The sequence below is a fragment of the Rhizobium sp. SU303 genome, assembly GCF_021052345.1.
Classification (GTDB): domain Bacteria; phylum Pseudomonadota; class Alphaproteobacteria; order Rhizobiales; family Rhizobiaceae; genus Rhizobium; species Rhizobium laguerreae.
Genome location: NZ_CP088095.1, coordinates 4,621,326 through 4,645,957, shown reverse-complemented (window position 1 = coordinate 4,645,957; position 24,632 = coordinate 4,621,326). Strand labels below are relative to the sequence as shown.

The 24,632-nt window shown below is 61.0% G+C and carries 21 protein-coding genes; 6 read left to right on the top strand and 15 right to left on the bottom strand.

Going from position 1 to position 24,632, the window contains the following annotated elements; translation table 11 throughout:
- Window positions 1-2 precede the first annotated feature (2 nt).
- The 3 genes from addB (at window position 3) to trxA (ending at window position 7,134) form a co-directional block, all read left to right on the top strand.
- Window positions 3-3,194 carry a double-strand break repair protein AddB gene (addB, locus tag RlegSU303_RS22760; RefSeq protein ID WP_131719628.1) on the top strand — a complete coding sequence of 1,064 codons (3,192 nt, stop codon included), beginning with the start codon at window positions 3-5 and terminating at the stop codon, window positions 3,192-3,194.
- Window positions 3,187-6,738: a double-strand break repair helicase AddA gene (gene addA, locus RlegSU303_RS22755; protein ID WP_131719627.1), complete on the top strand. Its 3,552-nt coding sequence runs from the start codon at window positions 3,187-3,189 to the stop codon at window positions 6,736-6,738. Before addB ends, addA begins: the two co-directional genes overlap by 8 nt.
- Before the next feature lie 75 nt (window positions 6,739-6,813).
- On the top strand, window positions 6,814-7,134 hold the full coding sequence (gene trxA / locus RlegSU303_RS22750; RefSeq protein WP_003544118.1) for a thioredoxin: 321 nt from the start codon (window positions 6,814-6,816) through the stop codon (window positions 7,132-7,134).
- Between the two features lie 72 nt (window positions 7,135-7,206).
- Here trxA and RlegSU303_RS22745 read toward each other — a convergent pair whose 3' ends face one another.
- The 10 genes from RlegSU303_RS22745 to RlegSU303_RS22700 all read right to left on the bottom strand — a co-directional run bounded on the left by RlegSU303_RS22745 (window position 7,207) and on the right by RlegSU303_RS22700 (window position 17,410).
- Window positions 7,207-8,559: a bifunctional folylpolyglutamate synthase/dihydrofolate synthase gene (locus RlegSU303_RS22745; RefSeq protein WP_017962645.1), complete on the bottom strand. Its 1,353-nt coding sequence runs from the start codon at window positions 8,557-8,559 to the stop codon at window positions 7,207-7,209.
- 27 nt (window positions 8,560-8,586) lie between these two features.
- Window positions 8,587-9,492, bottom strand: a complete 906-nt coding sequence (gene accD / locus RlegSU303_RS22740; protein WP_131719626.1) for an acetyl-CoA carboxylase, carboxyltransferase subunit beta — start codon at window positions 9,490-9,492, stop codon at window positions 8,587-8,589.
- A gap of 139 nt (window positions 9,493-9,631) precedes the next feature.
- Entirely contained in the window at window positions 9,632-10,471 is an 840-nt protein-coding gene (gene trpA, locus RlegSU303_RS22735) for a tryptophan synthase subunit alpha (protein WP_017962643.1), read from the bottom strand.
- A gap of 3 nt (window positions 10,472-10,474) precedes the next feature.
- Window positions 10,475-11,695, bottom strand: coding sequence for a tryptophan synthase subunit beta (trpB, locus tag RlegSU303_RS22730; protein ID WP_131620094.1), 1,221 nt, complete (start codon window positions 11,693-11,695; stop codon window positions 10,475-10,477).
- Between the two features lie 2 nt (window positions 11,696-11,697).
- A complete protein-coding gene (locus RlegSU303_RS22725; RefSeq protein WP_131719625.1) occupies window positions 11,698-12,366 on the bottom strand; it encodes a phosphoribosylanthranilate isomerase in 669 nt (222 codons plus the stop codon).
- 168 nt (window positions 12,367-12,534) lie between these two features.
- Window positions 12,535-13,293: a M48 family metallopeptidase gene (locus tag RlegSU303_RS22720; RefSeq protein ID WP_017962640.1), complete on the bottom strand. Its 759-nt coding sequence runs from the start codon at window positions 13,291-13,293 to the stop codon at window positions 12,535-12,537.
- A gap of 107 nt (window positions 13,294-13,400) precedes the next feature.
- Complete coding sequence (locus RlegSU303_RS22715; RefSeq protein WP_017962639.1) at window positions 13,401-13,835, bottom strand: DUF2852 domain-containing protein; 435 nt, start codon at window positions 13,833-13,835, stop codon at window positions 13,401-13,403.
- A gap of 145 nt (window positions 13,836-13,980) precedes the next feature.
- Window positions 13,981-15,258 (bottom strand): polyhydroxyalkanoate depolymerase, encoded by a 1,278-nt coding sequence (locus RlegSU303_RS22710; RefSeq protein ID WP_131719624.1) that lies wholly within the window; start codon window positions 15,256-15,258, stop codon window positions 13,981-13,983.
- 205 nt (window positions 15,259-15,463) lie between these two features.
- Window positions 15,464-16,306, bottom strand: coding sequence for a fumarylacetoacetate hydrolase family protein (locus RlegSU303_RS22705; RefSeq protein ID WP_131719623.1), 843 nt, complete (start codon window positions 16,304-16,306; stop codon window positions 15,464-15,466).
- A 150-nt stretch (window positions 16,307-16,456) separates the two neighbouring features.
- Window positions 16,457-17,410, bottom strand: coding sequence for a glutathione S-transferase family protein (locus tag RlegSU303_RS22700; RefSeq protein WP_131719622.1), 954 nt, complete (start codon window positions 17,408-17,410; stop codon window positions 16,457-16,459).
- 170 nt (window positions 17,411-17,580) lie between these two features.
- Between RlegSU303_RS22700 and RlegSU303_RS22695 the strand changes: the two genes are divergently transcribed.
- Entirely contained in the window at window positions 17,581-17,865 is a 285-nt protein-coding gene (locus tag RlegSU303_RS22695) for a DUF2218 domain-containing protein (protein WP_131719621.1), read from the top strand.
- Window positions 17,866-17,906: 41 nt separating this feature from the next.
- On the top strand, window positions 17,907-18,506 hold the full coding sequence (locus tag RlegSU303_RS22690) for a nitroreductase family protein (RefSeq protein ID WP_131719620.1): 600 nt from the start codon (window positions 17,907-17,909) through the stop codon (window positions 18,504-18,506).
- 80 nt (window positions 18,507-18,586) lie between these two features.
- On the opposite strand, the gene gyrB is transcribed toward RlegSU303_RS22690, so the two are convergent.
- The 5 genes from gyrB to RlegSU303_RS22665 all read right to left on the bottom strand — a co-directional run bounded on the left by gyrB (window position 18,587) and on the right by RlegSU303_RS22665 (window position 23,913).
- The gene (gyrB, locus tag RlegSU303_RS22685; RefSeq protein ID WP_065282600.1) at window positions 18,587-21,022 is read right to left on the bottom strand and encodes a DNA topoisomerase (ATP-hydrolyzing) subunit B; all 2,436 of its coding nucleotides are present in this window, start codon (window positions 21,020-21,022) and stop codon (window positions 18,587-18,589) included.
- Window positions 21,023-21,157: 135 nt separating this feature from the next.
- Window positions 21,158-21,535 carry a helix-turn-helix domain-containing protein gene (locus RlegSU303_RS22680; RefSeq protein ID WP_017962632.1) on the bottom strand — a complete coding sequence of 126 codons (378 nt, stop codon included), beginning with the start codon at window positions 21,533-21,535 and terminating at the stop codon, window positions 21,158-21,160.
- Window positions 21,532-22,098, bottom strand: a complete 567-nt coding sequence (locus RlegSU303_RS22675) for a Smr/MutS family protein (protein ID WP_017962631.1) — start codon at window positions 22,096-22,098, stop codon at window positions 21,532-21,534. Before RlegSU303_RS22675 ends, RlegSU303_RS22680 begins: the two co-directional genes overlap by 4 nt.
- On the bottom strand, window positions 22,098-23,216 hold the full coding sequence (gene mltA, locus RlegSU303_RS22670) for a murein transglycosylase A (RefSeq protein ID WP_222373494.1): 1,119 nt from the start codon (window positions 23,214-23,216) through the stop codon (window positions 22,098-22,100). Before mltA ends, RlegSU303_RS22675 begins: the two co-directional genes overlap by 1 nt.
- Complete coding sequence (locus tag RlegSU303_RS22665; RefSeq protein ID WP_231283333.1) at window positions 23,209-23,913, bottom strand: Tim44/TimA family putative adaptor protein; 705 nt, start codon at window positions 23,911-23,913, stop codon at window positions 23,209-23,211. Before RlegSU303_RS22665 ends, mltA begins: the two co-directional genes overlap by 8 nt.
- Before the next feature lie 131 nt (window positions 23,914-24,044).
- Here RlegSU303_RS22665 and RlegSU303_RS22660 point away from each other — a divergent pair, with 131 nt between their 5' ends.
- Window positions 24,045-24,551, top strand: coding sequence for an FxsA family protein (locus tag RlegSU303_RS22660; RefSeq protein WP_065282599.1), 507 nt, complete (start codon window positions 24,045-24,047; stop codon window positions 24,549-24,551).
- Window positions 24,552-24,632: the final 81 nt, after the last annotated feature.

The window sequence follows — 24,632 nt, the reverse complement described above, 5'->3', positions numbered from 1 at the left end:
CCATGGCGGAGCGGCACCAGCTACGCATCCTGACGATCCCGGCGGGCCTCTCCTTCCTGAAAACGCTGGCGACGACACTTTGCGACGGCCGATTGACGCCGATTTTCCGGCACGACGCCAATGATCCACTATCGCTTGCCAAAGTGACGATCTACCTGCCGACCCGGCGGGCCGTGCGCGTGCTGCGCTCCGAATTCGTCGACCTGCTCGGCGGCCGTTCGGCGATCCTGCCGGTGATCCGTCCGCTCGGCGAAACCGATGACGATAGCGGCTATTTCGACGAGGCGCTGCCGGCAACGATCGATCTCGTCCAGCCGCTGTCGAATACCGCCCGTCTGCTGGAGCTTGCGCGTCTGATCCTTGCTTGGCGGAACAAGCTGCCGGAGATCGTCCGCCACATCCATTCGGACTCGCCGCTCGTCGCGCCGGCAAGCCCGGCGGATGCGATCTGGCTCGCCCGCAATCTTGCCGAGCTGATCGATTCCATCGAGACCGAGGATCTCGACTGGTCGGAGCTGTCGAAACTCGATACCGGCGATTATGCCGCCTGGTGGCAGTTGACGGCGGAGTTCCTGCAGATCGCCAGCGCCTTCTGGCCCGAGCGGCTGTCCGAACTCGGCAAATCCTCGCCGGCGCGGCACAGAAACGCCATTCTTCGGGCGGAAGCAAGCCGGCTTTCGGCAACGAAACCCGCCGGGCCGATCATCATAGCCGGTTCGACGGGTTCCGTTCCCGCCACCGCCGATCTCATTGCCGCCGTCGCCCATCTGCCGGAAGGCGTAATCGTGCTTCCGGGTCTGGATCTCTCCATGCCCGAAAGGCACTGGCAGATGGTCGCGCCGGAACCGGCGCCAGGCCAACATGCCAATCCGGCAAGCCGGAGCCATCCGCAATATGGTCTGTCGTCGCTGCTCAAGCGGCTGAAGCTGACGCGGGCCGACGTCACGCTCCTCGACAGACCGGAGGCCGATCGTGAGCGGCGTGCCGAAATCCTGTCGCGGGCCCTTGCCCCGGCGGAGGCGACCAGCGAATGGGGAGCTTGGAAAAACGACCTGCCGGCAGGCGCACTGTCTTCGGCCTTCTCTGACATCTCGCTGATTGAAGCCGCCAATGAGCGCGAGGAAGCAACCGCAATTGCCATCGCGCTTCGGCTGGCGCTGGAAAGACCGGGACAGGACAGCGAGAGCCGGGCAGCACTCATCACTCCGGACCGCAATCTCGCGCGGCGGGTGATGGCCGAGCTTTCCCGCTTCGGCATCCTCGCCGACGATTCGGCGGGCACACCGCTTTCGGCCATGCCGCAGGGCACCTTGCTGCAATTGCTGCTGGAGGCAGCGCTGCGGCCGGGCGATCCGGTGGCGATCGTCTCACTGCTCAAACATCCGCTCGCCCGCTTCGGCCTGGAGCGCGCTGCATTGATTTCTACCACCGAGGCGCTCGAGTTGCTGGCACTGCGCGGCGGCGTGGCAGAGGTGGATATCAGCACGCTGGGACCGCTTCTCGCTCACCAACTTGCCGAACAGGCCCTGGACAGGCACACGCCGCAATGGCGAAAAGCGCTTTCCCGTGAGGCCGCCGACGCCGCATACGACCTTGCCCGACGGGTCACACAAGCGACCGAGCCTCTGGCTTCGGCGCTGATGCGGGAGCGGCCGGAAGATCGGGGAAGAACGGTGCGCTTCACATTGTCCGAGTGGGCGGAACGCACCGGCCGTTCGCTTGAAGCTGTCGCGGTCGATCCGCAAGGCAATCTCGCCGATCTCTGGTCGAACGAAGCGGGAGATGCCCTCGCCGCCCTGCTCAGTGAAGTGATCGACACGGACGGCCAGATGGAGGCCGACGGACCGCAATGGATCGACATCATGGCAGCCCTCGCCGCCGGTCATGCGGTGAAGCCACGGGCGCTCAGCCATCCGAGGCTCTTCATCTTCGGCACGCTGGAAGCCCGCCTGCAGAGCGTCGATACGCTGATCCTCGGCGGCCTGAACGAAGGCACCTGGCCGGGACAGACCGCCAACAATCCCTTCATTCCGCGAATGATGAAGACGGAAATCGGCCTCGAGCCGCCTGAACGGCGCATCGGCCAGCTGGCACATGATTTCGAGATGGCAAACGGCACACGCCATCTGATCTATTCGCGCGCGCTGCGCCAGGGCTCGACGCCGACCGTTGCCTCGCGTTGGCTGCAGCGGCTGCTGGCGCTCGGCGGAGAGGCGTTCGAAGCGGAATTGAGGGGTCGCGGCAATCGGTTTCTCCAATGGGCCGCTCTTATCGATCGAGGAGAGGGCCAAGCGCCGGCGCAACGCCCCTCGCCGAAACCGCCGCTGGCGCTGCAGCCGAAATCCTATTCCTTCAGCGAAGTCGGCCGGCTGCGCCGAGATCCCTATGCCATCTATGCCCGGCGCATCCTGCGGCTCGACCCCGTCGACCCGTTCAATCGCGATCCAGGGGCGGCCGAACGCGGGACGCTCTACCACAAGATCATCGACCGGTTCATCCGCGAAGCCCATATCGCCGGCACGCCGGATGGGGCAGCGGCGATGGAGCACGTCCTTTCCGAGCTTTTCGACATGGAAAAGTTGCCGCCGCATATCGATGCCGTGTGGCGGCCGCGCTTTCGCGCGGTGGCCCGCGCCTTCCTCGAATGGGAAGCTGGACGCCGGCATGGCATCCTGAAAACGCTGACGGAGGTGCGGGGCGGCATGGAGCTGGAGCCGATCAATATCCGGCTCACCGGCGTCGCAGACCGGATTGACATAACGGGACCAAACTCGGCCGATATCATCGACTACAAGACTGGCTACAATCCCTCGCCGGCGCAGGCACGCGTGCTTCTCGATCCGCAGCTGGCACTCGAAGCGGCGGCGTTGAGCGCCGGCGCTTTTCGCGATACCGGCAGCCTCGTGCCGCAGGATCTTCTCTATGTGCGTCTGCGTCCGGGAAGCCGCTTTCAAGTCGATACCGTCAACAACGAGAGCTCGGCGCGCAGCGACAAGGCGAAATCGGCGATGGATCTCGCCGCCGAATCGATCGACCAGCTGGTCAAATTCGTGGGCTTGCTGCAATCCAGCAAAAGAGGCTTTACCTCGCGGCTGATCCCGGCCCAGCAATTCGACTTCGGCGGCGACTACGATCATCTTGCCCGCGTCTCCGAATGGTCGACGGCCGAAGCCGAAGAGGGCGGCGATGAGTGATGTGACCGCCCTTCCCAACGACGACGATCCGGGCGCCTGGATCGGCTGGACGACGATCCAGCAGGCGATTGCCTCCGATCCGCTGCGTTCAGCATGGGTCTCGGCCAATGCCGGTTCCGGCAAGACGCATGTGCTGACACAGCGCGTCATCCGGCTGCTGCTATCAGGTGCGCGGCCTTCCGCCATTTTATGCCTCACCTACACCAAGGCTGCGGCGTCGGAAATGTCGAACCGCGTCTTCGAACGGCTGGCGGAATGGGTAGTGCTTGACGATGAAGACCTCCGCCGTCGCATCATACAGATCGAAGGTATGGCTCCCGACGGACTGAAGCTTGCCGAGGCTCGCCGGCTGTTTGCCAAGGCGCTGGAAACGCCCGGCGGACTGAAGATCCAGACGATCCATGCCTTTTGCGAGGCACTGCTGCACCAGTTCCCGCTGGAAGCCAACGTTGCCGGACATTTCTCGGTTCTCGACGATCGCGCGGCGGTGGCGTTGCTTTCCGATGCGCGCCGGGCGCTGCTGACGGCAACGGCGCCTGACGAAGACAGCGCCCTTGCCGAGGCATTCGCCTACGTGCTCAATCTCGGCGACGAATCCGGACTGGAGAACCTGCTTGGCGACATCGTCGCCAACCGCAATGCCATTCGTCGTTTCACCGCGACGGCCGAACAGCAGGGCGGCGTGGACAAGGTTCTGCGCAAAAGGCTCGGCCTTGCCGTCGGCGACACGGAAGACAGGATCGCGGCGCAATATTGGCCTTTGCCGGAGCTTTCGGGCAGCACACTGGAGCTCTATCTCTCGCTTGCCGACCAGAAGGGCGGCACGAAGGCGCAGGAAGTTGCTTACGGCCTCAGGCTCGCCGGGCGGGAGCGCGATGACGCAAGGCGCGCGCAATTTCTCGAGAAAATCTTTCTGACCGTGAAGGGCGAGCCGAAGGCGGACTCGCAATTTTTCGTCAAGGCCATGCTTGCCGAGGCGCCGCAGCTTGCGGAGGCCATCGCCATTGCCCGCGCACATGTCGAAGCAAGCCGCGACCGGCTGAAACTGATGCGGATGTACGGCGCCACGCATGCAGCGCTCGTGCTCGCCGATCGGCTGAATCACGACTATGAGGAGTTGAAGAAGCAGCGCAGCCAGCTCGATTTCGAGGACCTGATCACCCGCACTGCCGACCTGCTGACGAAAAGTGGGGTCGGCCCCTGGATCCACTACAAGCTCGATCGGGGTATCGATCATATCCTCGTCGACGAGGCGCAGGATACCAGCCCGATCCAGTGGAGCGTCATCCAGTCGCTCGCCGAAGATTTCTTCTCCGGCGAAAGCGCCCGGCCGACCGTGCGCACGCTGTTTGCCGTCGGCGACGAAAAGCAGTCGATCTACTCCTTCCAGGGGGCGCGGCCCGAGCGTTTTTCCGAGGAGAGCGACCGGACGCGGCGGCGCGTTTCCGACAGCGGCCAGAGTTTTTCCTCCGTGCGGCTGCCACTGTCGTTCCGCTCGACCTCAGACGTGCTCGAGGCGGTCGACCATATTTTCAAGACACCCGAGAATGCGCGCGGCCTCAGCGCGCTCGGCGAACCGGTCGTGCATCGTTCCAGCCGCATCGGACATCCCGGCGCCGTCGATCTCTGGGAGATGGTTGCGCCGGAAGCGGTGGTGAAGGAGGAGGACTGGACGGCGCCCTTCGATGCGACGCCGGAAAGCGCGCCGGCCGCAATCCTCGCGCGGCGGATCGCCCATTCGATCGGCACGCTCGTCGGCCGCGAAACGATCGTCGACAAAGGCAAGGAGCGCCTGATCGAGGCGGGCGACATCCTGGTGCTGGTGCGCAAGCGCGACGCCTTCGTCAATGCGTTGACGCGCGCGTTGAAGCGCCGCGGCGATATTCCCGTCGCCGGTGCGGACAGGTTGGTGCTGACCAGCCATATCGCCGTGCAGGATCTGCTGGCGCTCGGCCGTTTCCTGCTTCTGCCGGAAGACGATCTTTCGCTCACCGCCGTGCTCAAGAGCCCGCTTTTCGATCTCTCCGAGGACGACATCTTTGCGATCGCCGCGTTGCGCGGCGACAATGAAAGCGTCTGGAGCCATCTCAAAAGCTTCGCCGCCGACGGCACCGAGCGTTTCCGCGCTGCCGTCGAGAGACTGGAGCTGTTTCTCCGGCAGTCCAGGAGCCTGTCGGTCCATGATTTCTATGCGCGCGTGCTGGGCAGCTATGGCGGGCGGCGGCAATTCCTTGCCCGTCTCGGCACCGAGGTCAGCGATATTCTCGACGAATTCCTGACCTTCACGCTCGACCATGAGAACTCCGGCCTTCCCGGGCTGCAATCCTTCATCTCGACGCTGGAGCTCGAAGCCCCTGTGATGAAGCGCGAGCAGGACAAGGGGCGCAACGAGGTGCGGATCATGACGGTGCATGCCTCCAAGGGTCTTGAAGCACCGATCGTTTTCCTTGTCGACGGCGGTTCGAAGGCCTTCACCCATACCCATCTGCCGAAGCTTCGCCTGATCGAGACCGGCCCCGACGAGCCGCCGATGCCCGTCTGGGTTCCTGTCTCCGATCTCGCCAATTCGCTGACCCAGGACGATGCCGCACGTATCCAGATGCTAGCGGAAGAGGAATACCGCCGGTTGCTCTATGTCGCCATGACGCGCGCCGCCGACCGGCTGGTCGTCTGCGGCTATCGTGGCGTGCGTGTGAATAACGACACCTGGCATATGATGATTTCGACGGCACTGCGCGACGACCATCCGCATGTGGAGGCGACCGCATTCTCCGGTCCCGATGGGGAATGGCCGGGCGTCAAATGGCGCGTGCCGCGGGTGGAACGACGCTTCGAGCGTATCGATAGCACCAAAGAACGCGGCAGCGAGGAGACCTTGCCCGACGGTCTGTTGCGGCCGTTGCCGCCGCAGGCTGAGCTGCCCCGGCCGCTCAGTCCTTCCGGCGCCGGGACGATCATCGATGAAGACGAGGGCGGTCTGCTGGTCGTCTCGCCGCTGTTCGGCGAGAAGGAACGCAGCGATCGTTCGCTGGAAAAGGGCAGGCTGATCCATCGCATGCTGCAGGCGCTTCCCGAAATTCCACTTGGCGAACGGCCTGACGCGGCGAGCCGTTATGCCGACAGGGCGGCTCGATTCTGGCCGGAAGCCGAACGGCGCAAGCTTGTCGATTCGGTTCTGAAACTATTGGACGAGGAAGGTCTGCAGGCTGTTCTCGGTGCGCAGGCCCAGCCCGAAGTCTCGATCATGGGGACATTGACGCTCGAAGACCGGCGCTATGCCGTCTCCGGCCGCATCGACCGGCTTGCCGTTCTTGCCGATCGCGTCGTCATTCTCGACTACAAGACCAATCGGGTACCGCCGGCAACAGAAGAAGCTATCCCCTTCGCGCACCGGGCACAGCTGGCGATCTATCGCGAGATCCTCGCGCCGCTCTATCCTGATAAGCGTATCGATTGCATGCTTGTCTATACCGAGAACGCTTCGCTCTACACGCTGAGCGAAAAGGCGCTCGGTTTGGCGCTTGCAGCGGTCAAGACAAAGTGAAATACCGGACATTGAAAGTTCGGCACCGCACCATCACATGTGGTTCAACACCCAATTCCGTTAAAGGAGCAGCCCATGGCTACCGTGAAAGTCGATATCAATAACTTCCAGTCGGAAGTTCTGGAATCCGCAGAACCCGTCGTCGTCGATTTCTGGGCCGAATGGTGCGGCCCGTGCAAGATGATTGCACCGAGCCTCGAAGAAATCGCCGTCGAGATGGAAGGCAAGGTCAAGGTCGCCAAGCTGAATATCGATGAGAACCCGGAACTCGCTGCACAGTTCGGTGTGCGCTCCATTCCGACCCTTGCAATCTTCAAGGGCGGCGAAGTTGCCGATATCTCGGTCGGCGCAAAGCCGAAGACGGCTCTTTCGAACTGGATTTCGAGCGCTGCCTGATTAATATCGACGAATTTATATCACATTGACGAAAAAGCCCGGCTCGACCGGGCTTTTTTCATTTCGCAGCCTTCATTTTGGCGGCGTGCCGTTGTCGGCAAGCACGTCGCCGACAAGATAGAGAGAGCCGCCGACCAGGATGCGCGGCGGCAATGCCTCCGGATCGGCGACGGCTTTTATCGCTTCCAGCGCATCGCCGACCGTCGACATCGGTTCGGCAACCAAGCCGGCATCATAAGCGGCATTCGACAATATCACCGGGTCGACCATCGCTTCGCTGCCGCGGATCGGCACGCAGAAAACCTTCTCGACTAAGCCGGCAAAGGCCTTGAAATAACCGACCGGATCCTTGGTGTTGATCATGCCGATAATTAGAAAAAGCGGCCGAGACTGGCGCTCCTCGAAAGTGGCCATGGCTTCGGCGATCACTTCGCCGGCACCGGGATTATGCCCGCCATCGATCCAGATCTCGGCGCCGGCGGGTGCATGCGGCAGCAGCCGGCCCTCGCTCAGGCGCTGCAGCCGGCCCGGCCATTCGACCGAACTCATCGCCTTTTCCATCATCGTCTCGGTGACAGTGAAACCCGCCGCCTTGACGGCACGAATGGCAGCGGCGGCATTGGCATATTGATGGCGGCCGGGAAGGCGCGGTAGCGGCAGGTCGGCAAGGCCGAACTCGTCCTGGTAGACGAGCCGGCCATATTCCTCATGCGCCATGAAATCCTGCCCGAAGACGGCGCTCGGGCAATGCAGCCGTTCGGCCGTCGACATCAGCACGTCGAGCGCTGCGTCATATTCCTGATGGCCGATGACGACGGGAAATCCCGGCTTCATGATGCCGGCCTTTTCGGCCGCGATCAGCTCGACCCTGTCGCCGAGATAGGGTTGGTGATCCAGCGAGATCGGCATGATCACCGAGACGGCCGGATCAGAAATGACATTGGTCGCATCGAACCGGCCGCCGAGACCGACTTCGATGATCGCGGCATCGGCCGGATGTTCGGAAAACAGGATGAAGGTGACCGCCGTCAGGATTTCGAAGACGGTAATGTGCTGTCCTGCATTGGCATCGGCCACGCGACGCACGGCCCCGGCAAAGACGGCGTCGTCGACAAGCTGTCCGCGTCCGCCCTTGACGCCAATGCGGTAACGCTCGTGCCAATTGACGAGATGCGGCGAGGTGTGCACGTGAGCGCTGTAGCCGCCGGCTTCGAGCAGGGCGCGGCAAAAGGCGGTGACCGACCCCTTGCCGTTGGTGCCGGCGACATGGATCACCGGCGGCAGTTTCCTGTGCGGATTGCCGAGTTGATCGAGAAGACGAGTGATGCGATCGAGAGACAGATCAAAACCCTTGGGATGCAATCCCATGAGCTTGTCGATCTCCTGTGCTGCCTCGCTCACCGCGGTTTGGCCTCTGGGTATCAATTCGGCACCCCGCCTGTTTGTCGGTTATCAGGCGCTCGCCGCCAGGGCGATCGCGCCGCCATTCATGTCGTTCGCCGCCGAAACCGGCTTCTTCGTCAGGATCTTCAGGAGACGCGCCAGCGTTTCCGGAATATCGTGGCGCTTGACGACCATATCGACCATACCATGCTCCAGCAGGTATTCGGCGGTCTGGAAGCCTTCGGGCAGTTTTTCACGCAGGGTCTGCTCGATCACGCGCTTGCCGGCAAAGCCGATTTCGGCGCCGGGCTCGGCCAGATGAATATCGCCAAGCATGGCATAGGAGGCCGTGACGCCACCTGTCGTCGGGTTGGTCAGCACGACGATATAGGGCTGGCCGGATTCCTTCAGCATGTCGACGGCAACCGTCGTGCGCGGCAGCTGCATCAGCGACAGGATGCCTTCCTGCATGCGCGCACCGCCGGAAGCGGGGAACATCACCAGCGGGCACTGCTCAGACGTCGCGCGCTCGAAAGCCTTGACGATCGCCTCGCCGGCGGCCATGCCGAGCGAACCGCCGATAAAGTTGAATTCGTGCACGACGGCCACGAGTTTCAGTCCTTGCACCTTTCCGACACCGGCGAGGATCGTATCCTCCTGTTCGGTCTTCAGGCGGCTGTCGCGCAGGCGATCGCTATATTTCTTCGAATCGCGAAACTTCAGCGGGTCCTGCGCGACCTTCGGCTGCGGCAGCGATTCGAACTCGCCATTATCGAAAAGATCGATTAAGCGCGCCTTGGCCGGCATCTTCATGTGATAACCGGACGCCGGAATGACCCATTTGTTGCCTTCCAGGTCCTTGTGGAAGACCATCTCGCCCGTTTCCGGGCACTTGATCCAGAGGTTCTCCGGCACTTCGCGACGGCCCAGCATGGAATTGATCCGCGGGCGAACGTAGTTGGTGATCCAGTTCAACTCGAATACTCCTGATAGTCTAAAGCGCGTCGCGATCTTTCAGATTCGCTGAACGCCTTAGGTCCTAGTTTCCCGCATGTCGTTGCCGCAAAACCGCTGCACACTTTGCGCGACATGCTTTATTGCCAATGTGGGCAAACTATTCGGCAGCAACAAGGCGCGCCGAACGTGTTCCCGTGGAAAGGCCGCGCACCAGCGTGGCAACCGCCTGAACCGTGTCCGCCGTTGCCTTTCCGTCATGCGTCAAGCTGGTCGCAACCTGATTGACGATCGCGGTGCCGACGACGACGCCGTCGGCCGAACCGCCGATGACCTTTGCATGTTCCGCCGTCTTGACGCCGAAGCCGACGCAGACGGGCAGCTTGGTGTGCTGCTTGATGCGCTCGACCGCGCCCGAAACCAGCGACGGATCGGGCAGCGCCGAACCGGTGATGCCATTCATCGAGACGTAGTAGACGAAGCCGGAGGTGTTCTTCAGGACCTTCGGCAGGCGCTTCTCATCGGTCGTCGGCGTCGCCAGGCGGATGAAATTGATGCCTTTGCGGATGGCCGGAATGCAGAGCTCGTCATCCATCTCGGGCGGCAGGTCGACGACGATCAGGCCGTCGATACCGGCGGCAAGCGCGTCATCGAGGAATTTCTCGACGCCGTAAATATAGATCGGGTTGTAGTAACCCATCATCACGATCGGCGTCGCATCGTTGGTCTTGCGGAAATCGGCCGCCAGTTGCAGCGTCTTCTTCAGCGTCTGGCCGCCTTTCAGCGCCCGCTGACCGGCCAGCTGGATCGCCGGGCCGTCGGCCATCGGATCGGAAAAGGGCATACCGAGCTCGATGATGTCGGAGCCTGCCTCCGGCAGCGCCTTCATGATGCCGAGCGAGGTGTGGTAATCGGGATCGCCGCCCATGAAATAGGTCACAAGCGCCGGACGGCCCTCGGCCTTCAGCTCGGCAAAGCGTTTGTCCATGCGTGCGGTCATCTCTTACAGTCCCATTCCCAGAATCTTGCCGACGGTGAAGATATCCTTGTCGCCGCGGCCGGAGAGGTTCATCAGGATGATCTCGTCCTTGCCCATCGTCGGTGCGCGTTTGATCACCTCGGCAATCGCATGCGAGGGCTCGAGCGCCGGGATGATGCCTTCGAGGCGGGTCAGGGTCTGGAAAGCCTCGAGCGCTTCGTGATCCATGATCGGCACATAGTCGACGCGGCCGGTATCGTTCAGCCAGGAATGTTCGGGGCCGATGCCGGGATAATCGAGACCGGCCGAAATCGAATGGCCTTCCTTGATCTGACCGTCACCATCCTGCAGCAGGTAGGTGCGGTTGCCATGCAGCACGCCCGGCGAACCGGCGGTGATCGAGGCGCAATGTTCGTCGCCCTGCAGACCCTTGCCGCCGGCTTCGACGCCGACGATCTTGACAGAGGGATCATCCAGGAAAGGATGGAAAATGCCGATGGCGTTCGAGCCGCCGCCGACGGCAGCGATGACGAGATCCGGCAAGCGGCCTTCGGCTGCCAGCATCTGCTCTTTCGCCTCGATGCCGATCACCGACTGGAAATCGCGGACCATCTCCGGATAGGGATGCGGACCGGCTGCCGTTCCGATCAGGTAATAGGTATCCTCGACATTGGTGACCCAGTCGCGAAGTGCCTCGTTCATGGCGTCCTTCAGCGTGCCGCTGCCTGCCGTGACCGGCTTGACTTCCGCGCCGAGCAGCTTCATGCGGAAAACGTTCGGCGCTTGACGCTCGACGTCGGTGGCGCCCATATAGACGACGCAGGGAAGGCCAAAGCGGGCTGCAACGGTCGCGGAGGCGACGCCGTGCTGGCCGGCACCGGTTTCGGCAATGATGCGGGTCTTGCCCATGCGCTTGGCGAGCAGGATCTGGCCGATGCAGTTGTTGATCTTGTGCGAGCCGGTATGGTTCAGCTCCTCGCGCTTGAAATAGATCTTTGCGCCACCGAGTTCGGCCGTCAGCCGCTCGGCGAAATAGAGCGGGCTCGGGCGGCCGATATAATGCGCGCCGAGATGCTTCAATTCGGCCTGGAATGCCGGATCGCTCTTTGCCCTGTTCCACTCGTCCTGCAGGTCGAGGATCAGCGGCATCAGCGTTTCGGCGACGAAACGACCGCCATAAATGCCAAAACGGCCATCCTCATCGGGGCCGGAACGGAAGGAATTCGGTTTAGGCGTCTCGTTCACTCTCAACTCCCTGAGGCCATCAGCGGCGCATTCGCCTTTTCGACCGCGTCAAAAAATTCATCGATCTTCGCGACGCTTTTCACGCCAGGCGCAGTTTCGACTCCCGAGGAGACGTCGATACCCGGTGCCTTGGTGACGAAAAGCGCCTCGGCGACATTGTCCTTGTTCAGCCCGCCGGAAAGCATGTAGTCGACGCTGCCGTCAAGCCAGCTGAGAAGGCCCCAATCGAAGGAAACACCATTGCCGCCAGGCAGTTCCGAACCCTTCGGCGCTTTGGCGTCGAAGAGGAAACGGTCGGCGATACCTATATAGGCCTCGACGCGCTTCAGGTCGTCTGCCGTGCGGACCGAAAAGGCCTTCATCACAGGCAGACCATAGACCGCCTTTATGGTCAGCACATGTTCGGGGCTCTCGTTGCCATGAAGCTGGAGCATATCCGGCTTCAACAAAGATACGATCTCGTCGAGTTCGTCATTGGTCGGATCGACGACGACGGCGACGATCTTCGCCTTGCCGCGCGCAGGTTCGGCCAGTTTTGCCGCCAGGTCCGGCTCAATATAGCGCGGGCTCTTTTCGAAGAAGATAAAACCGATATGGGTCGCACCGCGTTTCAGCGCGCGATCGACAGCGTCAGGCGACTTCAAGCCACAGATCTTGATATCCGGTCTCATGGCAGCGAAGTGACACGAAATGCGGAAAGAGTCGAGCCAATTTGCGACGGACGCTGAATTTAGCGCGGCTCTCGGCTGGAGCGCCGCGCGTCCAAAGGACGCTCTAACACTTTAAATCTGCGCATAATCCTTTCCGAAAAACCGATTCCGATTTTCGGGGTTTATGCGCTAGTCGAAATCGATGGCATGCAACTGGCTGCCATGCCGCTTGAGCCAGGATTTCGCCTCGTCCATGCCGGGGCAAAGTTTGCCACAGAGGGCCCAGAAGTGCGGGCCGTGATTCATTTCCTTGAGGTGGGCGACCTCATGGGCGGCGAGATAATCGATCACCGACGGCGGCGCCATGACGATACGCCACGAAAAGCTCAGATTTCCTTCAGACGAACAGGAGCCCCAGCGGCTACGGGTATCCTTCATCGAGATCGAACGGATCGGCGCCCGGATCGTTGCGGCATGCATCGTCGCCAGTCTTGCGAGATCGGCGCGGGCCTCCTTCTTGAGAAAGGCAGCAATGCGCCGTCCGACATGTTCCGGCATGCCGCTGACGCGCAGCACCGGCCTGCCGTCTATGGAAACCACCTCCGTCAGCCCGCGCAAGCTGCCGCTATGCTGGATGCGGTGAGAAACGCCGCGAAGGAGGATTTCGCCGCCGTCACGCAGGCCGGTATCGGTCGAAAACTTGGCAAGCTTGGTGAGCAGCCAACCCTGGTGACGATCGAGGAAGGCATTGACCTCGCGCGTGGCAAGGCCTTTCGGCACCGTCATCTTCAAGGCGCGGCCACCCGGCTCGATGCGCAGCGTGATGCGTGTCGCCCGGTCATGCTGCTTGATCGTCAGCGGCATGAGCCGGCCGGCAACGTCGAGCGTGCGCATTTCGGGCGGAGCCGGCTTTCGCGCCTTCGACCTTGTTTTCAGAAGCGAGAACATGCGTGTTTTCTATACGATTCGCCGGCAAATCTAAATGATCGCCGGAAGGGCAGACATGGAAAAACCGGCATCGCGAGATGCCGGTCATCAATTCATCGTTCAGGCGTTTACGGCGTCTGATATTCAGCCACCGGGCCGTTGTCATCGCGCTTGGCGTTCCTGCGGTCGCGCATGAAGCGGTCGAACTCTTCCTGATCCTTGGCGCGGCGGAGCTCGCGGAGATAGGAGTCGAATTCCTCGCGCATTTCGTCAAGCTTGCGGCGCTCTTCCTCCATCCGGTCGAGTTCGGCCTTGCGCCAGTCGTCAAAGGCGACGTTGCCGGTCGAAAAATGCGGGCGGTGACGGCCATGCGGTCGGCGGCAGGAGGCAAAGAAGCCATCGGTCGCCTGGTTGACGTCACGCTTGAAGCCGCGCAGACGGTCGCCGAAGATGATGTAGGCAAGCATGGCAAGACCCAGAGGCCAGAAAACCATGAAGCCGAGAATCATCAGGGCAATGGTAGCCGGAGTCCAATCCGGTCGAAGCAATGCTGACTGGTTCATCGTGCGGGTATCCCTCGCTTTCCGCGCCCGGCAGAATACCGAACGCTGAAATCGATGTGGTTACCGCAATAACCGCCTTCAAGACGATTGCCCGCGAAATCGGACAAGACCTTGAATCCGTTTTGCTAATTCAGCTATCCCTGATTCAGCCCGTCCGGCCGCCCTTGATGACACGCGGGATCGGAGGCTTGACGGCGGAACGTGAATGCTGGCGGACGAAATTGATGATGCGCGGCGCGATCTCGCGGCGGAAACGCGAGCCGTTGAAAACACCATAATGGCCGACATCCGGCTGAAGATAGTGCATGCGCATATCTTCGGGAATGTTCACGCAGATGGTCTGCGCCGCCATTGTCTGGCCAACCCCGGAGATATCGTCATTCTCACCTTCGACGGTCAGCAGCGCCACATTGCGAATTGCCGCCGGATCGACGCGTTTGCCGCGATGCATCAGTTCGCCCTTCGGCAGCGAATGCTTGATGAAGACCTCCTCCACCGTCTGTAGATAAAATTCGGCGGTCAGATCCATGACCGCGAGATATTCGTCGTAGAAATCGCGATGTCTTTCCGGCTCGCCGTCGTTCTTCACGAGATGCATGAAGAACTCCTTGTGCGCGACGAGATGGCGATCAAGATTCATGGACATGAAGCCCGAAAGCTGCAGGAATCCTGGATAGACCGGACGCATGAAGCCCGGCTGCGGCCAGGGCACGTTCATGATGACATTGTCGGAGAACCACTGCAGCGACCGCTCCTGAGCGAGCTTGTTGACCGCCGTCGGGTTGATGCGCGTGTCGATCGGGCCGCCCATCAGCGTCATCGATGCCGGCGAAAGCGGATCCCTGGCTTCTTCCATCACGGCAGCGGCTGCCAGCACGGGAACGGAAGGCTGACAGACGGCGACGACATGCGTGTCGTGACCGAGGAAATGCAGCATCTCGATGACGTAGTCGACGTAATCGTCGAAATCGAAGGTGCCTTCCGTCATCGGCACCATGCGGGCGTCGATCCAGTCGGTAATGTAGATATCGGCGCTCGGCAACAGCGCCTCGACCGTGCCGCGCAATAGCGTGGCATAGTGGCCGGACATCGGCGCGACGATCAGAATACGCGGATCATTGCCGCGGGCGGCTGGAACACTGCGGGCGAAATGCAGGAGATTGCAGAAGGGCCGCGACCAGACCACCTCTTCGCGGACGGAAACCGTCTTGTCACCGATCGTCGTCTGCTTCAGTCCGAATTCCGGTTTCCCGTAGCGGCGCGTCGTACGTTCGAACATTTCGAGACTTGCCGCCATCGTCCGACCCAATGGCGTGTGGGAGAACGGGTTCAGCGGATTGGCATAGGCAAATCGCATGATATCGGCCGCGGCGCGAAACGGCGCCATGGCGGCATGGTTCAATTCATAAAGCTGATAAAACATTGGAAGGCGCCACCTTTCTCTGTCGAAAAGATGACACCGATTGAGAGGCATCGACTCTTTTCGTAACGCGGGCACGTCGCGCAGACTAACAGGTTTTTGTTGCACAGCAACATTGACGCACCAGACCCACACAAGAAATGCCGGAGAATTGATCCCCGGCATCATAATCGACCTGAAAACTTAAGTTTCTCAACAGGAAGCGTCGTTAACGATCCGCTACGAAGGTCTGCTTCTGCGTGCCGAGACCTTCGATGCCGAGTTCGACCACGTCGCCGGCCTTGAGATAACGCGGCGGCTTGAGGCCCATGCCGACGCCCGGAGGCGTGCCGGTCGAGATTACGTCACCGGGATGCAGCGACATGAACTGGCTGAGATAGGAGACGAGGAACGCAACCCCGTAAACCATCGTTTTCGATGAACCGTTCTGCATCTTCTGGCCGTTGACCGTCAGCCACATGCCGAGGTTCTGCGGTTCGGCAATTTCATCCTTGGTCACAAGCCAGGGGCCGATCGGGCCAAAGGTGTCGCAGGACTTGCCCTTGGTCCACTGACCGGAACGCTCGGTCTGGAAAGCGCGCTCGGAAACGTCATTGGAAACGCAATAACCGGCGACATAATCCAGCGCTTCGGCTTCCGTCACATATTTGGCGGTTTTGCCGATGACGACGCCGAGCTCGACTTCCCAATCGGTCTTTTCCGAACCGCGCGGGATGATGACGTTGTCGTTCGGTCCAACGATTGCGGATGTTGCTTTCATGAAGATGATCGGCTCGGGCGGCACGGTCGCACCGGTTTCGGCAGCATGATCCGAATAATTCAAGCCAATGCAGATGAACTTGCCAGTGCCCGCGACGCAGGCGCCGATGCGACCGGGTGCGATTTCCGGAAGGCTCTTCTGATCGATCGCCGCAATCTTTGCAAGGCCTGCCGGGCTGATCGCTTCGCCGCCGATATCGGCGACATGACCGGAAAGATCGCGAATTTTGCCATCGGCATCGAGAAGCGCTGGTTTTTCACTGCCTGCTTCGCCAACACGCATCAGCTTCATGGAATTCCTCCTCATTGAAAACGGATTTGCAGCCACCTATGAACGAATTATTCATCGGTGTCATTACGGCTTTGCCGGGAAGCGGTACGGCTTCGCCGCGATTCGGATGATTTTCTGCCGAAAGCCGCCCGTACCCGCCGGCATCATGCTCTAAAAAATTTCCGCCAGATCCGGGCCGGAGGGAATGATCTTCGTTGGATTGAGGCTTTCGATCGAATAGTAGCCGCGCTTGATATGATCGAGATTCACCGTTTCACCGATGCCCGGCCAATCCAGCATTCGGCGACAGAAGGCGCGCAGATTGGCATAGTCGGAAAGCCGGCGCAGATTGCATTTGAAGATGCCGTGATAGGCGACGTCGAAGCGCACCAGCGTTACAAAAAGCCGGATATCGGTCTCGGTGGGGTGATCGGCAAAGAGAAAAGACCGGCCCTCGAACTGCTGCTCGGCCCAGTCGAGGCAGGAAAACACGTCGGCAAAGGCTTCTTCGTAGGCGATCTGCGTGGTGGCGAAACCGGCGCGGTAGACACCGTTGTTGAGGGCAGGATAGATGCGATCGTTGAAAGCATCGATCTCGGTGCGCCTCTCCGCTGGATAAAGATCGATCGGATTTTTTGCCAGACCGCCGAAGCCGCTGTTCAGCATACGCAGAATATCGGCGGATTCATTGTTGACGATGGTCTTTTTCTGCTTGTCCCAGAGAACCGGTACGGTGGCCCGGCCGGTGAAATCGGGTGCTGCCCTGGTATAGATTTCATGCATATAGGTTACGCCGTTGACGTGATCCTCCGTCGCGCCGGGATAGTCACCGAAGCGCCAGCCCTGCTTGCCCAGCAGCGGCTCGACGACCGAGACCGAGATGATATCTTCCAGGCCCTTGAGCTTGCGGCCGATCAGGGTGCGCGAGGCCCAGGGGCAGATATAGGCGACATAGAGATGGTAACGGCCGGCGCTGGCTTCAAAGCCGCCTTCGCCGGTCGGCCCGGCGCTACCATCCGGGGTCACCCAATTGCGGAAACTCGAGGTCTGGCGGACGAAGCCGCCCTTTTCGTCCTTTGCCTGAACGGGCTGCCAGTCTTCCGTCCATTTTCCGTTCACCAGCATGCACAACTCCCCGATCGATTGACGAACTGGTTCATTACCCCGCTTCGACGCCGGCGTGAGGCCGCTTTTATGAAGACAGTCTGTACACCCAAACTGCGACGATGCTGCGCTTGCCAAGCCGGTGAAGCAGGAAATATGTCTCTGCTTTACAAGATGACGTGGAGCTTGAAATGCATCTCTCGAAAGCCGTCGTGCAGACCGAACATGCGAGCCGCTACCTGCAGCAGCTCTGCAAACACTGGAGCCATAAATTCAGCGTCGAATTCGATCCTCAGAAGGGCCGGGTGCCGTTCAGCGATACGGCCGAGGTGACATTTGCGGCCGACGATGCGGCGCTGACCATGACACTTTCCGTCGCCGATCCCTCGCAACAGGAAAGGATGCAGCACGTCATCGACGATCATCTGAAGCGCTTCGCCTTCCGCGAAGAACTCGACATCGTCTGGACGAACTAAGCCGACCCGATCCAAATTCTTCCCCAAGCCATGGAACAAGCATGACGAAGAGCAATAGCCGCGAATCGGACTATCCCATCGATTCGATCTTTCTCGACCGCTGGTCGCCGCGCGCCTTCACCGGCGAAATCATTGAGGAAAAGCAGCTGCTCAGTCTGCTCGACGCCGCCCATTGGGCGCCGTCCTCTTCCAACCAGCAGCCCTGGCGCTTCATCTATGGCCTCAAGGGATCGGAGCATTGGGAGAAATTCGTCGCCTTGCTCAACGATTCCAACCAGGAGTGGGCCAGGCATGCATCAGCGCTGATCTTCGTCGTGTCGCGCGCCTTCACTGGGGCTGCCGGCTCGGCTGAGGAAAAGCCGAGCTACACCCATTCCTTCGATGCGGGTGCGGCCTGGGGATACTTGGCGCTGCAGGCGCGCCTCTCCGGTTTTTATGCCCATGGCATGGGCGGCATCAAGCATGAGGAGATCAGGCAGGCTTTCGCCATTCCCGAGGGATACCGGGTCGAAGCAGGCGTCGCCGTCGGCCGCCTGGCCGACAAGAGCGTTCTTTCCGAACGCAATCAGGCGCGCGAATTCCCCAGCCAGCGCAAGCCGCTCTCCGAGGTCGCCTTCAACGGGCGCTTCGTCGCGAATTGAGCGAAGCCAAGGCAGATATCGGGCAAACGAAAGCCCCGCCATCCTAAAGATAGCGGGGCCATTTATTTCTGCAATATCAACTAGATATCGAGGTTTGCAACGCTCAGCGCATTCTCCTGGATGAATTCGCGCCGCGGCTCGACTTCGTCACCCATCAGGCGGGCGAAGAGACCATCGGCGTCGGTGGCGTCGTTGACCCTGACCTGCAGCAGCGAGCGAACATTCGGATCAAGCGTCGTTTCCCAGAGCTGCTCGGCATTCATCTCGCCAAGACCCTTGTAGCGCTGCATGGTGAGGCCCTTGCGGCCGCTTGCGAAGATCGCATCCAGCAAGGCGCGCGGGCCAGAGATTTCGACGTCGCCTTCGCGGCGATGCAGCGACGGCGGCGTCTGATAGATTTCCTTGAGGCGTGCCGTCAGCTGGTCGATGTGACGGGCATCCGAGGAACCGATCAGCGCCATGTCGAGCACGACGAGTTCCCTGACACCGCGGACCATGCGCTCGAGGCGCAGGCCGCCATCACTTGTCAGATCGCCCCGCCAGCCGCGCTCGGTTTCCTCGGCGATGATGTCGAGGCGTCCAGCCACTTCGTTTGCCAGCGCCAGCGCTCTCCCCGGGTCGCTGGCGAGCTCGGCGTTGAGGGCGCCAGCAATCGCCGCTTGTTCGACGGCGGAACGATTGTAGCGCGAATGGAGATTGTCGAGCAGCGTGCGCATACGCAGAGCATCGAGGATGACCTCGCGCAGATCCTGGCCGGCGCGAACTTCGCCGCTACCAAGCCTCAGCGAAGCATCTTCCAGGCCCTGGCTGATGAGATATTCTTCGAGCGCCTTCTCATCCTTCAGATACTGCACCGACTTGCCGCGCGAGACCTTATAGAGCGGCGGCTGGGCGATATAGAGATGACCGCGCTCGATCAGTTGCGGCATCTGGCGGAAGAAAAAGGTCAGCAGCAGGGTGCGAATATGGGCGCCGTCGACGTCAGCGTCGGTCATGATGATGATCTTGTGGTAGCGCAGCTTTTCGACATTGAACTCGTCTTTGCCGATGCCGGTACCGAGCGCAGTGATCAATGTGCCGATTTCCTGGCTCGACAGCATCTTGTCGAAACGGGCGCGTTCGACGTTCAGGATCTTGCCGCGCAGCGGCAGGATCGCCTGGTTCTCGCGCGAGCGGCCCTGCTTGGCCGAGCCGCCGGCAGAATCGCCCTCGACGAGGAAGACTTCGGATTTTGTCGGATCACGCTCGGAGCAGTCGGCGAGCTTGCCCGGCAGCGAAGCGATATCGAGTGCGCCCTTGCGGCGTGTCAACTCGCGGGCCTTGCGGGCGGCTTCGCGTGCGGCGGCTGCCTCGACGACCTTGCCGACGAGGATTTTGGCTTCGCTCGGATGTTCTTCGAACCAGGTGTTGAGCGCCTCGTTGACGAGACTTTCGACAACAGGACGGACTTCCGAGGAAACCAGCTTATCCTTGGTCTGCGAGGAGAATTTCGGATCCGGCACCTTGACCGACAGAACCGCCGTCAGGCCTTCGCGGCAATCTTCGCCCTGCAGCGTTACCTTTTCCCTTTTGGTGATGCCGGAACTGTCGGCATAGGAAACGACCTGGCGCGTCAGCGCCGCCCGGAAGCCGGCCATATGCGTGCCGCCATCGCGCTGGGGAATGTTGTTGGTGAAGCAGAGCACGTTCTCATGATAGCTGTCGTTCCACCACATCGCGACCTCGACGGTGATGCCGTCCTTTTCGCCGCGGATGGCGACAGGCTTGTCGACAAGCGACTTCTTGGCGCGGTCCAGATAGGCGACGAAAGCCTCGAGACCGCCGTCATAACGCAGTTCTTCCTGCTTGATATCGGAATGGCGCTTATCGGTCAGCAGGATGCGAACGCCTGAATTCAGGAAGGCAAGTTCGCGAAGGCGATGCTCCAGCGTGCCGTAGTCGAACTCTGTCATGGTGAAGGTGTCGGTGCTCGGCATGAAAGTTACTTCCGTGCCGGTCTCATTCGGCGCGTCGCCCGTAACCTTCAGCGGAGCATCGGCCACACCATGGGTGAAGCTCATTTCGTGAATCTTGTCGTGACGGCGGATCTTCAGCTTCAACCAGACGGACAGGGCGTTGACGACGGAGACGCCGACGCCATGCAGGCCGCCGGAAACCTTGTAGGAATTCTGGTCGAACTTACCGCCGGCATGAAGCTGCGTCATGATGACTTCGGCCGCCGACACGCCTTCACCGGTGTGAATGTCCGTCGGGATGCCACGACCGTTGTCGGTGACGGTCACCGAACCATCCGGATTGAGAGTGACGGTGACGACGTCGGCATGGCCGGCAAGCGCTTCGTCGATCGCGTTGTCGACGACTTCATAAACCATATGATGAAGGCCGGAGCCGTCGTCTGTATCGCCGATATACATGCCGGGGCGTTTGCGCACGGCATCGAGGCCCTTCAGAACCTTGATGGAATCTGCGCCATATTCGGTGCTTACGCCGTTTTCCGTCGCGGATGTATCGCTCATTCTGTCGAGATTTTCCCTGTTGTCGTAAAGCTGCGCCGCGCCTTGCGAATCACCGGCTTTCTTCACTCTCGTATATAGGTTTTTTGAACCCACTTCCCAATGGCAAGCCCCTAAAACAAGGCATAAAACAGGGGATTATGACGCTTTTCCGTCGCCTTTGCCGCCTTTTTCGAGAAGAGCCGATAACCGGCCTATCTCTGCACTGTCAAGGTTGCGAATCCGCCGAGCCAGCCGGTTGGCAAATTCGGTATATTCCGGCGGCAGGCCGGAGGTGTCGATCACGACGCGCGGGTCCGAGGAGCGGGCGAGCAGGAACAGTTCCTCGGCCTCATCCCAGATGATGTTGAAGTAACCGGCGATGCGCTGCAGCAGATCGAATGTCGGCAAACCACGCTTTCCATGTTCGAGCGCCGAAAGATAGGCAGGAGAGACATTCAGCGCTTCCGCCATCTCCTTCTGCGAGACGCCCTTGCGCGCCCGCAACCTGCGAACCGCCTCTCCGAAGGGTGTCATGGCCTTTCCCCATGCCGTCGCGACAGGCGAATGTAGAGCGCGCCCTCACCGCCATGATGCTGTGCGGCCGACTCATAGGAGGAGATCAGGTAGCGAAATTCCGGCTTCGAGAACCAGAGAGGCACTGCCCGCTTAAGCGCGCCGTCGCTGCCCATCGAGCTGCCCTTGCCCGTGATCACAAGCACATGGCGCATGCCGCGCTCGTGGGCGCGGATCAGAAAATCGAGAAGGATGGCATGGGCCTCGCTCTGCACCAGCCCGTGCAGGTCGATCCGCGCTTCGAGCGCCAGCCGACCCTTGGCGATCTTCCGCTTGACCGGCTTTTCCAGCGGATGATGCACCCCGGCCGATGGCTTTGCCATTGACGGTGCTGTCGGCTGCAGCGGCGTAGGTGTCGCGGGCGTCTGCTTTTCCTGTTCCCGTTCGGCCGCCGCTTCGGCTTCGGCAAGAAAGGCATCGAGTTCGGTCAACGCCCCCGCCTTGCCGGGCATCGGCCGCGTGCTGCGGGCGACCTTGCCCCAGAGGATCCTCTCATCCGCGCTGAGCTTGCGATCCCTGGCCATCAGTCGAATCGTCCAGCGGCGGCATTGGGAATGAGGATGACGAAATCGGCCTCGTTGCGGACGGTGCCGGCACTTTCCCCGGCGATATCCCCCGAACCGGTAAAGATATCACCCCGCGCCGGCCCGACGATCGCCGAACCGGTATCGAGCGCCAGCATCAGCCTGCGGAACGACCGGCCCTGGTCGAGATGGGTGAGGCTGTCGGCGCGAATGAAAAAGGGAAAGCCGAAGGTATGGATCATCCGGTCGACCGCAAGCGCGCGCCCAGCGAGAAGCGGCACCTTGGCGGCCGCGATCGGACCTGCCTGCGGATCGGCAACCGGTGCATCACGGAAAAAAATATAAGAGCGGTTATGCCATAACACTTCATCGACGCGCTCGGGATTGCGCGCCAGCCAGGCCCGGATCGCCTGCATCGAAATCTCGGCCCGATCGATCTCGCCGCGCTCGATCAGCAGCTTGCCGATCGCCGAGAAAGCATGGCCGGCCTTCGCCGCATAGGTGATGCGGCCGATACGACCATCCTCATAGCGTAGGCGGGCAGCACCTTGCACATGCACGAAGAAGACATCGACCTTCGACTTCGCCCAGGCGATTTCGAGGCCGCGGCCCTCGAGAAATCCCTGATCGATGGCGCGGCGGTCCGGATAGGCAGTGACGTGTCCCCCATGCAGACGCCCGAAAGCATAGGCCTTGTCGAGCCCGGCGGGCCGATTGGCGTCGTCGAGATCGATCAGATCGTCCGGACGCCGGTAGAAAGGAAAACGGAAAATTTCGTCCGGCCGATCCGACACGTCGATATCAGGTTCGTAGAAGGCGGTGACGAAACCGGAATTGCCGTCCTTGCGGCGAATCAGAAAGGGCCGGCAGTGCGTCTCGAAAAAGGCGCGCGCCGATTCCGGAGATGACGGCGTGAATTCTTCGGCGGCGGCGAGAAGCGGAAGGAGGTCTTCCGAGCTCAGGCCCAGCGATCCGGTGCGGTACGGTTTGACATCGGTGATCTGCCGCCGGCAGCTTCGCATGACTTCAAAAAGGCCGGAGGGATCATCATCCTTCCAGCCTTCCAGAGTGTCGAAGCTTATGGCCTGCAGGACGAAGTCCGATGCGTGGTCACTCATGTTCCGATTCGGTCGCCACGAGTTTCCAGTTCGGATCGCGCGAGCGGGTGTCGCGAGCAAAGGTCCAGACGTCGTTGACCTCGGCGACGTTTTCGGCTTCGCCTTCGATCAGCACATCCGCCTTGTCGTAGGTGGCCGATATCAGCTGGCTGGCGATGCGCACGGTGATCTGCGCTTCGCTGCCCTTCGTCTCCGCATGGGTGATTTCGGCCTTATCGATGCCGACGAAAGTGGACTTCACCTTCTCGCCCCGAGCTTCGCGCTCGCCGATCGCCGCATCGAAGCCGTCATAGACTTCGCGCGACAGCAAGTTCTTCAGCGTTTTCCGGTCGCCATCGGCATAGGCGATGACGATCATCTCGTAAGCCATGCGGGCGCCGTTCAGAAACTCCTTCGGGCTGAAGGCGGGGTCGGCCTTGTTCAGCGCACGCAGCGATTCGTTGAGCGGCGTTCCGGGCGCCGCGAAAGCATCGATGGCGGCGAAGCGATCTTCATCCTCCGTCGTCGCATCGCGCCGCGGCAGCGTCACGACCTTGCCGGCATCGGCGGCTTCGGCCGGAGCAGCATCCCGCGGTGTATAGAGATCGCGCGGCGGCTTCTCATTTCCTGTACGGCGCCCGAGCACGGAGCGGAGCTGAAAGAAAATCAGCACAGCCGCTACCAGGAAAAATAATGTGATGAAGTCGTTCGAACTCATATCGTATCGCAGCCGCCGTTAACATCTCTGATTTGTACTCCCATATAGTCTGCCTATACAGATGATTCAAATGATGGCTGGCATCTTCGCCGGCGCCAAGAGGAGACCGGCGAGCCCGGGACATGACGGACATGCGTTTTTCGATCCTGCCGGCCTTCATTCTGCTGCTGCCGTTCGCCGAAATTGCCGGTTTCGTCGTCGTCGGCCAGGCTATCGGATTGTGGCTGACGCTTGTTCTCGTCATGCTGGGTTTCGTTCTCGGCGTGGTTCTGCTGCGCCGGCAGGGCATCGGTATTTTGCGCCGCATGTCGAGCGAAGGACGAAATGGGATGATGCCGGGCCGCGACCTGCTGCGGCCGGCGATGAACGTTATCGCCTCGCTGCTCCTGATCATTCCCGGCTTCCTCACGGATATCATCGCGATCCTCATTCTCATTCCGCCGGTGCGCGATCTCGTCTGGCGGGCGATCGCCAAACGCTTCGTCGTCGTCAATGCCAAGGGCGGCTCTTCCTCCGGTCCGCAATCCGATTTCCGCGACCGCAAGCCGAACTCGAAGGTGGTCGATCTCGACGAGGAGGACTATCATAGGGAGCCGGATCGCAACTCGCCGTGGTCCGGCAAGCATCTTAGCGATTGAGGCACTGCGGCTGATCAACCGAGCCAAGCGCCCAGGGTTGTAAGCCCTTCCCTGAAATGTTAGATGGCGGCACCATTCCCA

Coding starts and splice junctions, on each gene's coding strand:
- RlegSU303_RS22710 (WP_131719624.1), bottom strand. CDS start 15,258: ATGTTTTATCAGCTTTATGAATTGAACCATGCCGCCATGGCGCCGTTT.
- RlegSU303_RS22680 (WP_017962632.1), bottom strand. CDS start 21,535: ATGACACCCTTCGGAGAGGCGGTTCGCAGGTTGCGGGCGCGCAAGGGC.
- RlegSU303_RS22700 (WP_131719622.1), bottom strand. CDS start 17,410: ATGCTGGTGAACGGAAAATGGACGGAAGACTGGCAGCCCGTTCAGGCA.
- addB (WP_131719628.1), top strand. CDS start 3: ATGGCGGAGCGGCACCAGCTACGCATCCTGACGATCCCGGCGGGCCTC.
- RlegSU303_RS22695 (WP_131719621.1), top strand. CDS start 17,581: ATGCATCTCTCGAAAGCCGTCGTGCAGACCGAACATGCGAGCCGCTAC.
- RlegSU303_RS22690 (WP_131719620.1), top strand. CDS start 17,907: ATGACGAAGAGCAATAGCCGCGAATCGGACTATCCCATCGATTCGATC.
- addA (WP_131719627.1), top strand. CDS start 3,187: ATGAGTGATGTGACCGCCCTTCCCAACGACGACGATCCGGGCGCCTGG.
- RlegSU303_RS22675 (WP_017962631.1), bottom strand. CDS start 22,098: ATGGCCAGGGATCGCAAGCTCAGCGCGGATGAGAGGATCCTCTGGGGC.
- gyrB (WP_065282600.1), bottom strand. CDS start 21,022: ATGAGCGATACATCCGCGACGGAAAACGGCGTAAGCACCGAATATGGC.
- RlegSU303_RS22715 (WP_017962639.1), bottom strand. CDS start 13,835: ATGAACCAGTCAGCATTGCTTCGACCGGATTGGACTCCGGCTACCATT.
- RlegSU303_RS22705 (WP_131719623.1), bottom strand. CDS start 16,306: ATGAAGCTGATGCGTGTTGGCGAAGCAGGCAGTGAAAAACCAGCGCTT.
- trpA (WP_017962643.1), bottom strand. CDS start 10,471: ATGACCGCACGCATGGACAAACGCTTTGCCGAGCTGAAGGCCGAGGGC.
- mltA (WP_222373494.1), bottom strand. CDS start 23,216: ATGAGTGACCACGCATCGGACTTCGTCCTGCAGGCCATAAGCTTCGAC.
- trxA (WP_003544118.1), top strand. CDS start 6,814: ATGGCTACCGTGAAAGTCGATATCAATAACTTCCAGTCGGAAGTTCTG.
- RlegSU303_RS22720 (WP_017962640.1), bottom strand. CDS start 13,293: ATGTTCTCGCTTCTGAAAACAAGGTCGAAGGCGCGAAAGCCGGCTCCG.
- RlegSU303_RS22660 (WP_065282599.1), top strand. CDS start 24,045: ATGCGTTTTTCGATCCTGCCGGCCTTCATTCTGCTGCTGCCGTTCGCC.
- RlegSU303_RS22725 (WP_131719625.1), bottom strand. CDS start 12,366: ATGAGACCGGATATCAAGATCTGTGGCTTGAAGTCGCCTGACGCTGTC.
- RlegSU303_RS22665 (WP_231283333.1), bottom strand. CDS start 23,913: ATGAGTTCGAACGACTTCATCACATTATTTTTCCTGGTAGCGGCTGTG.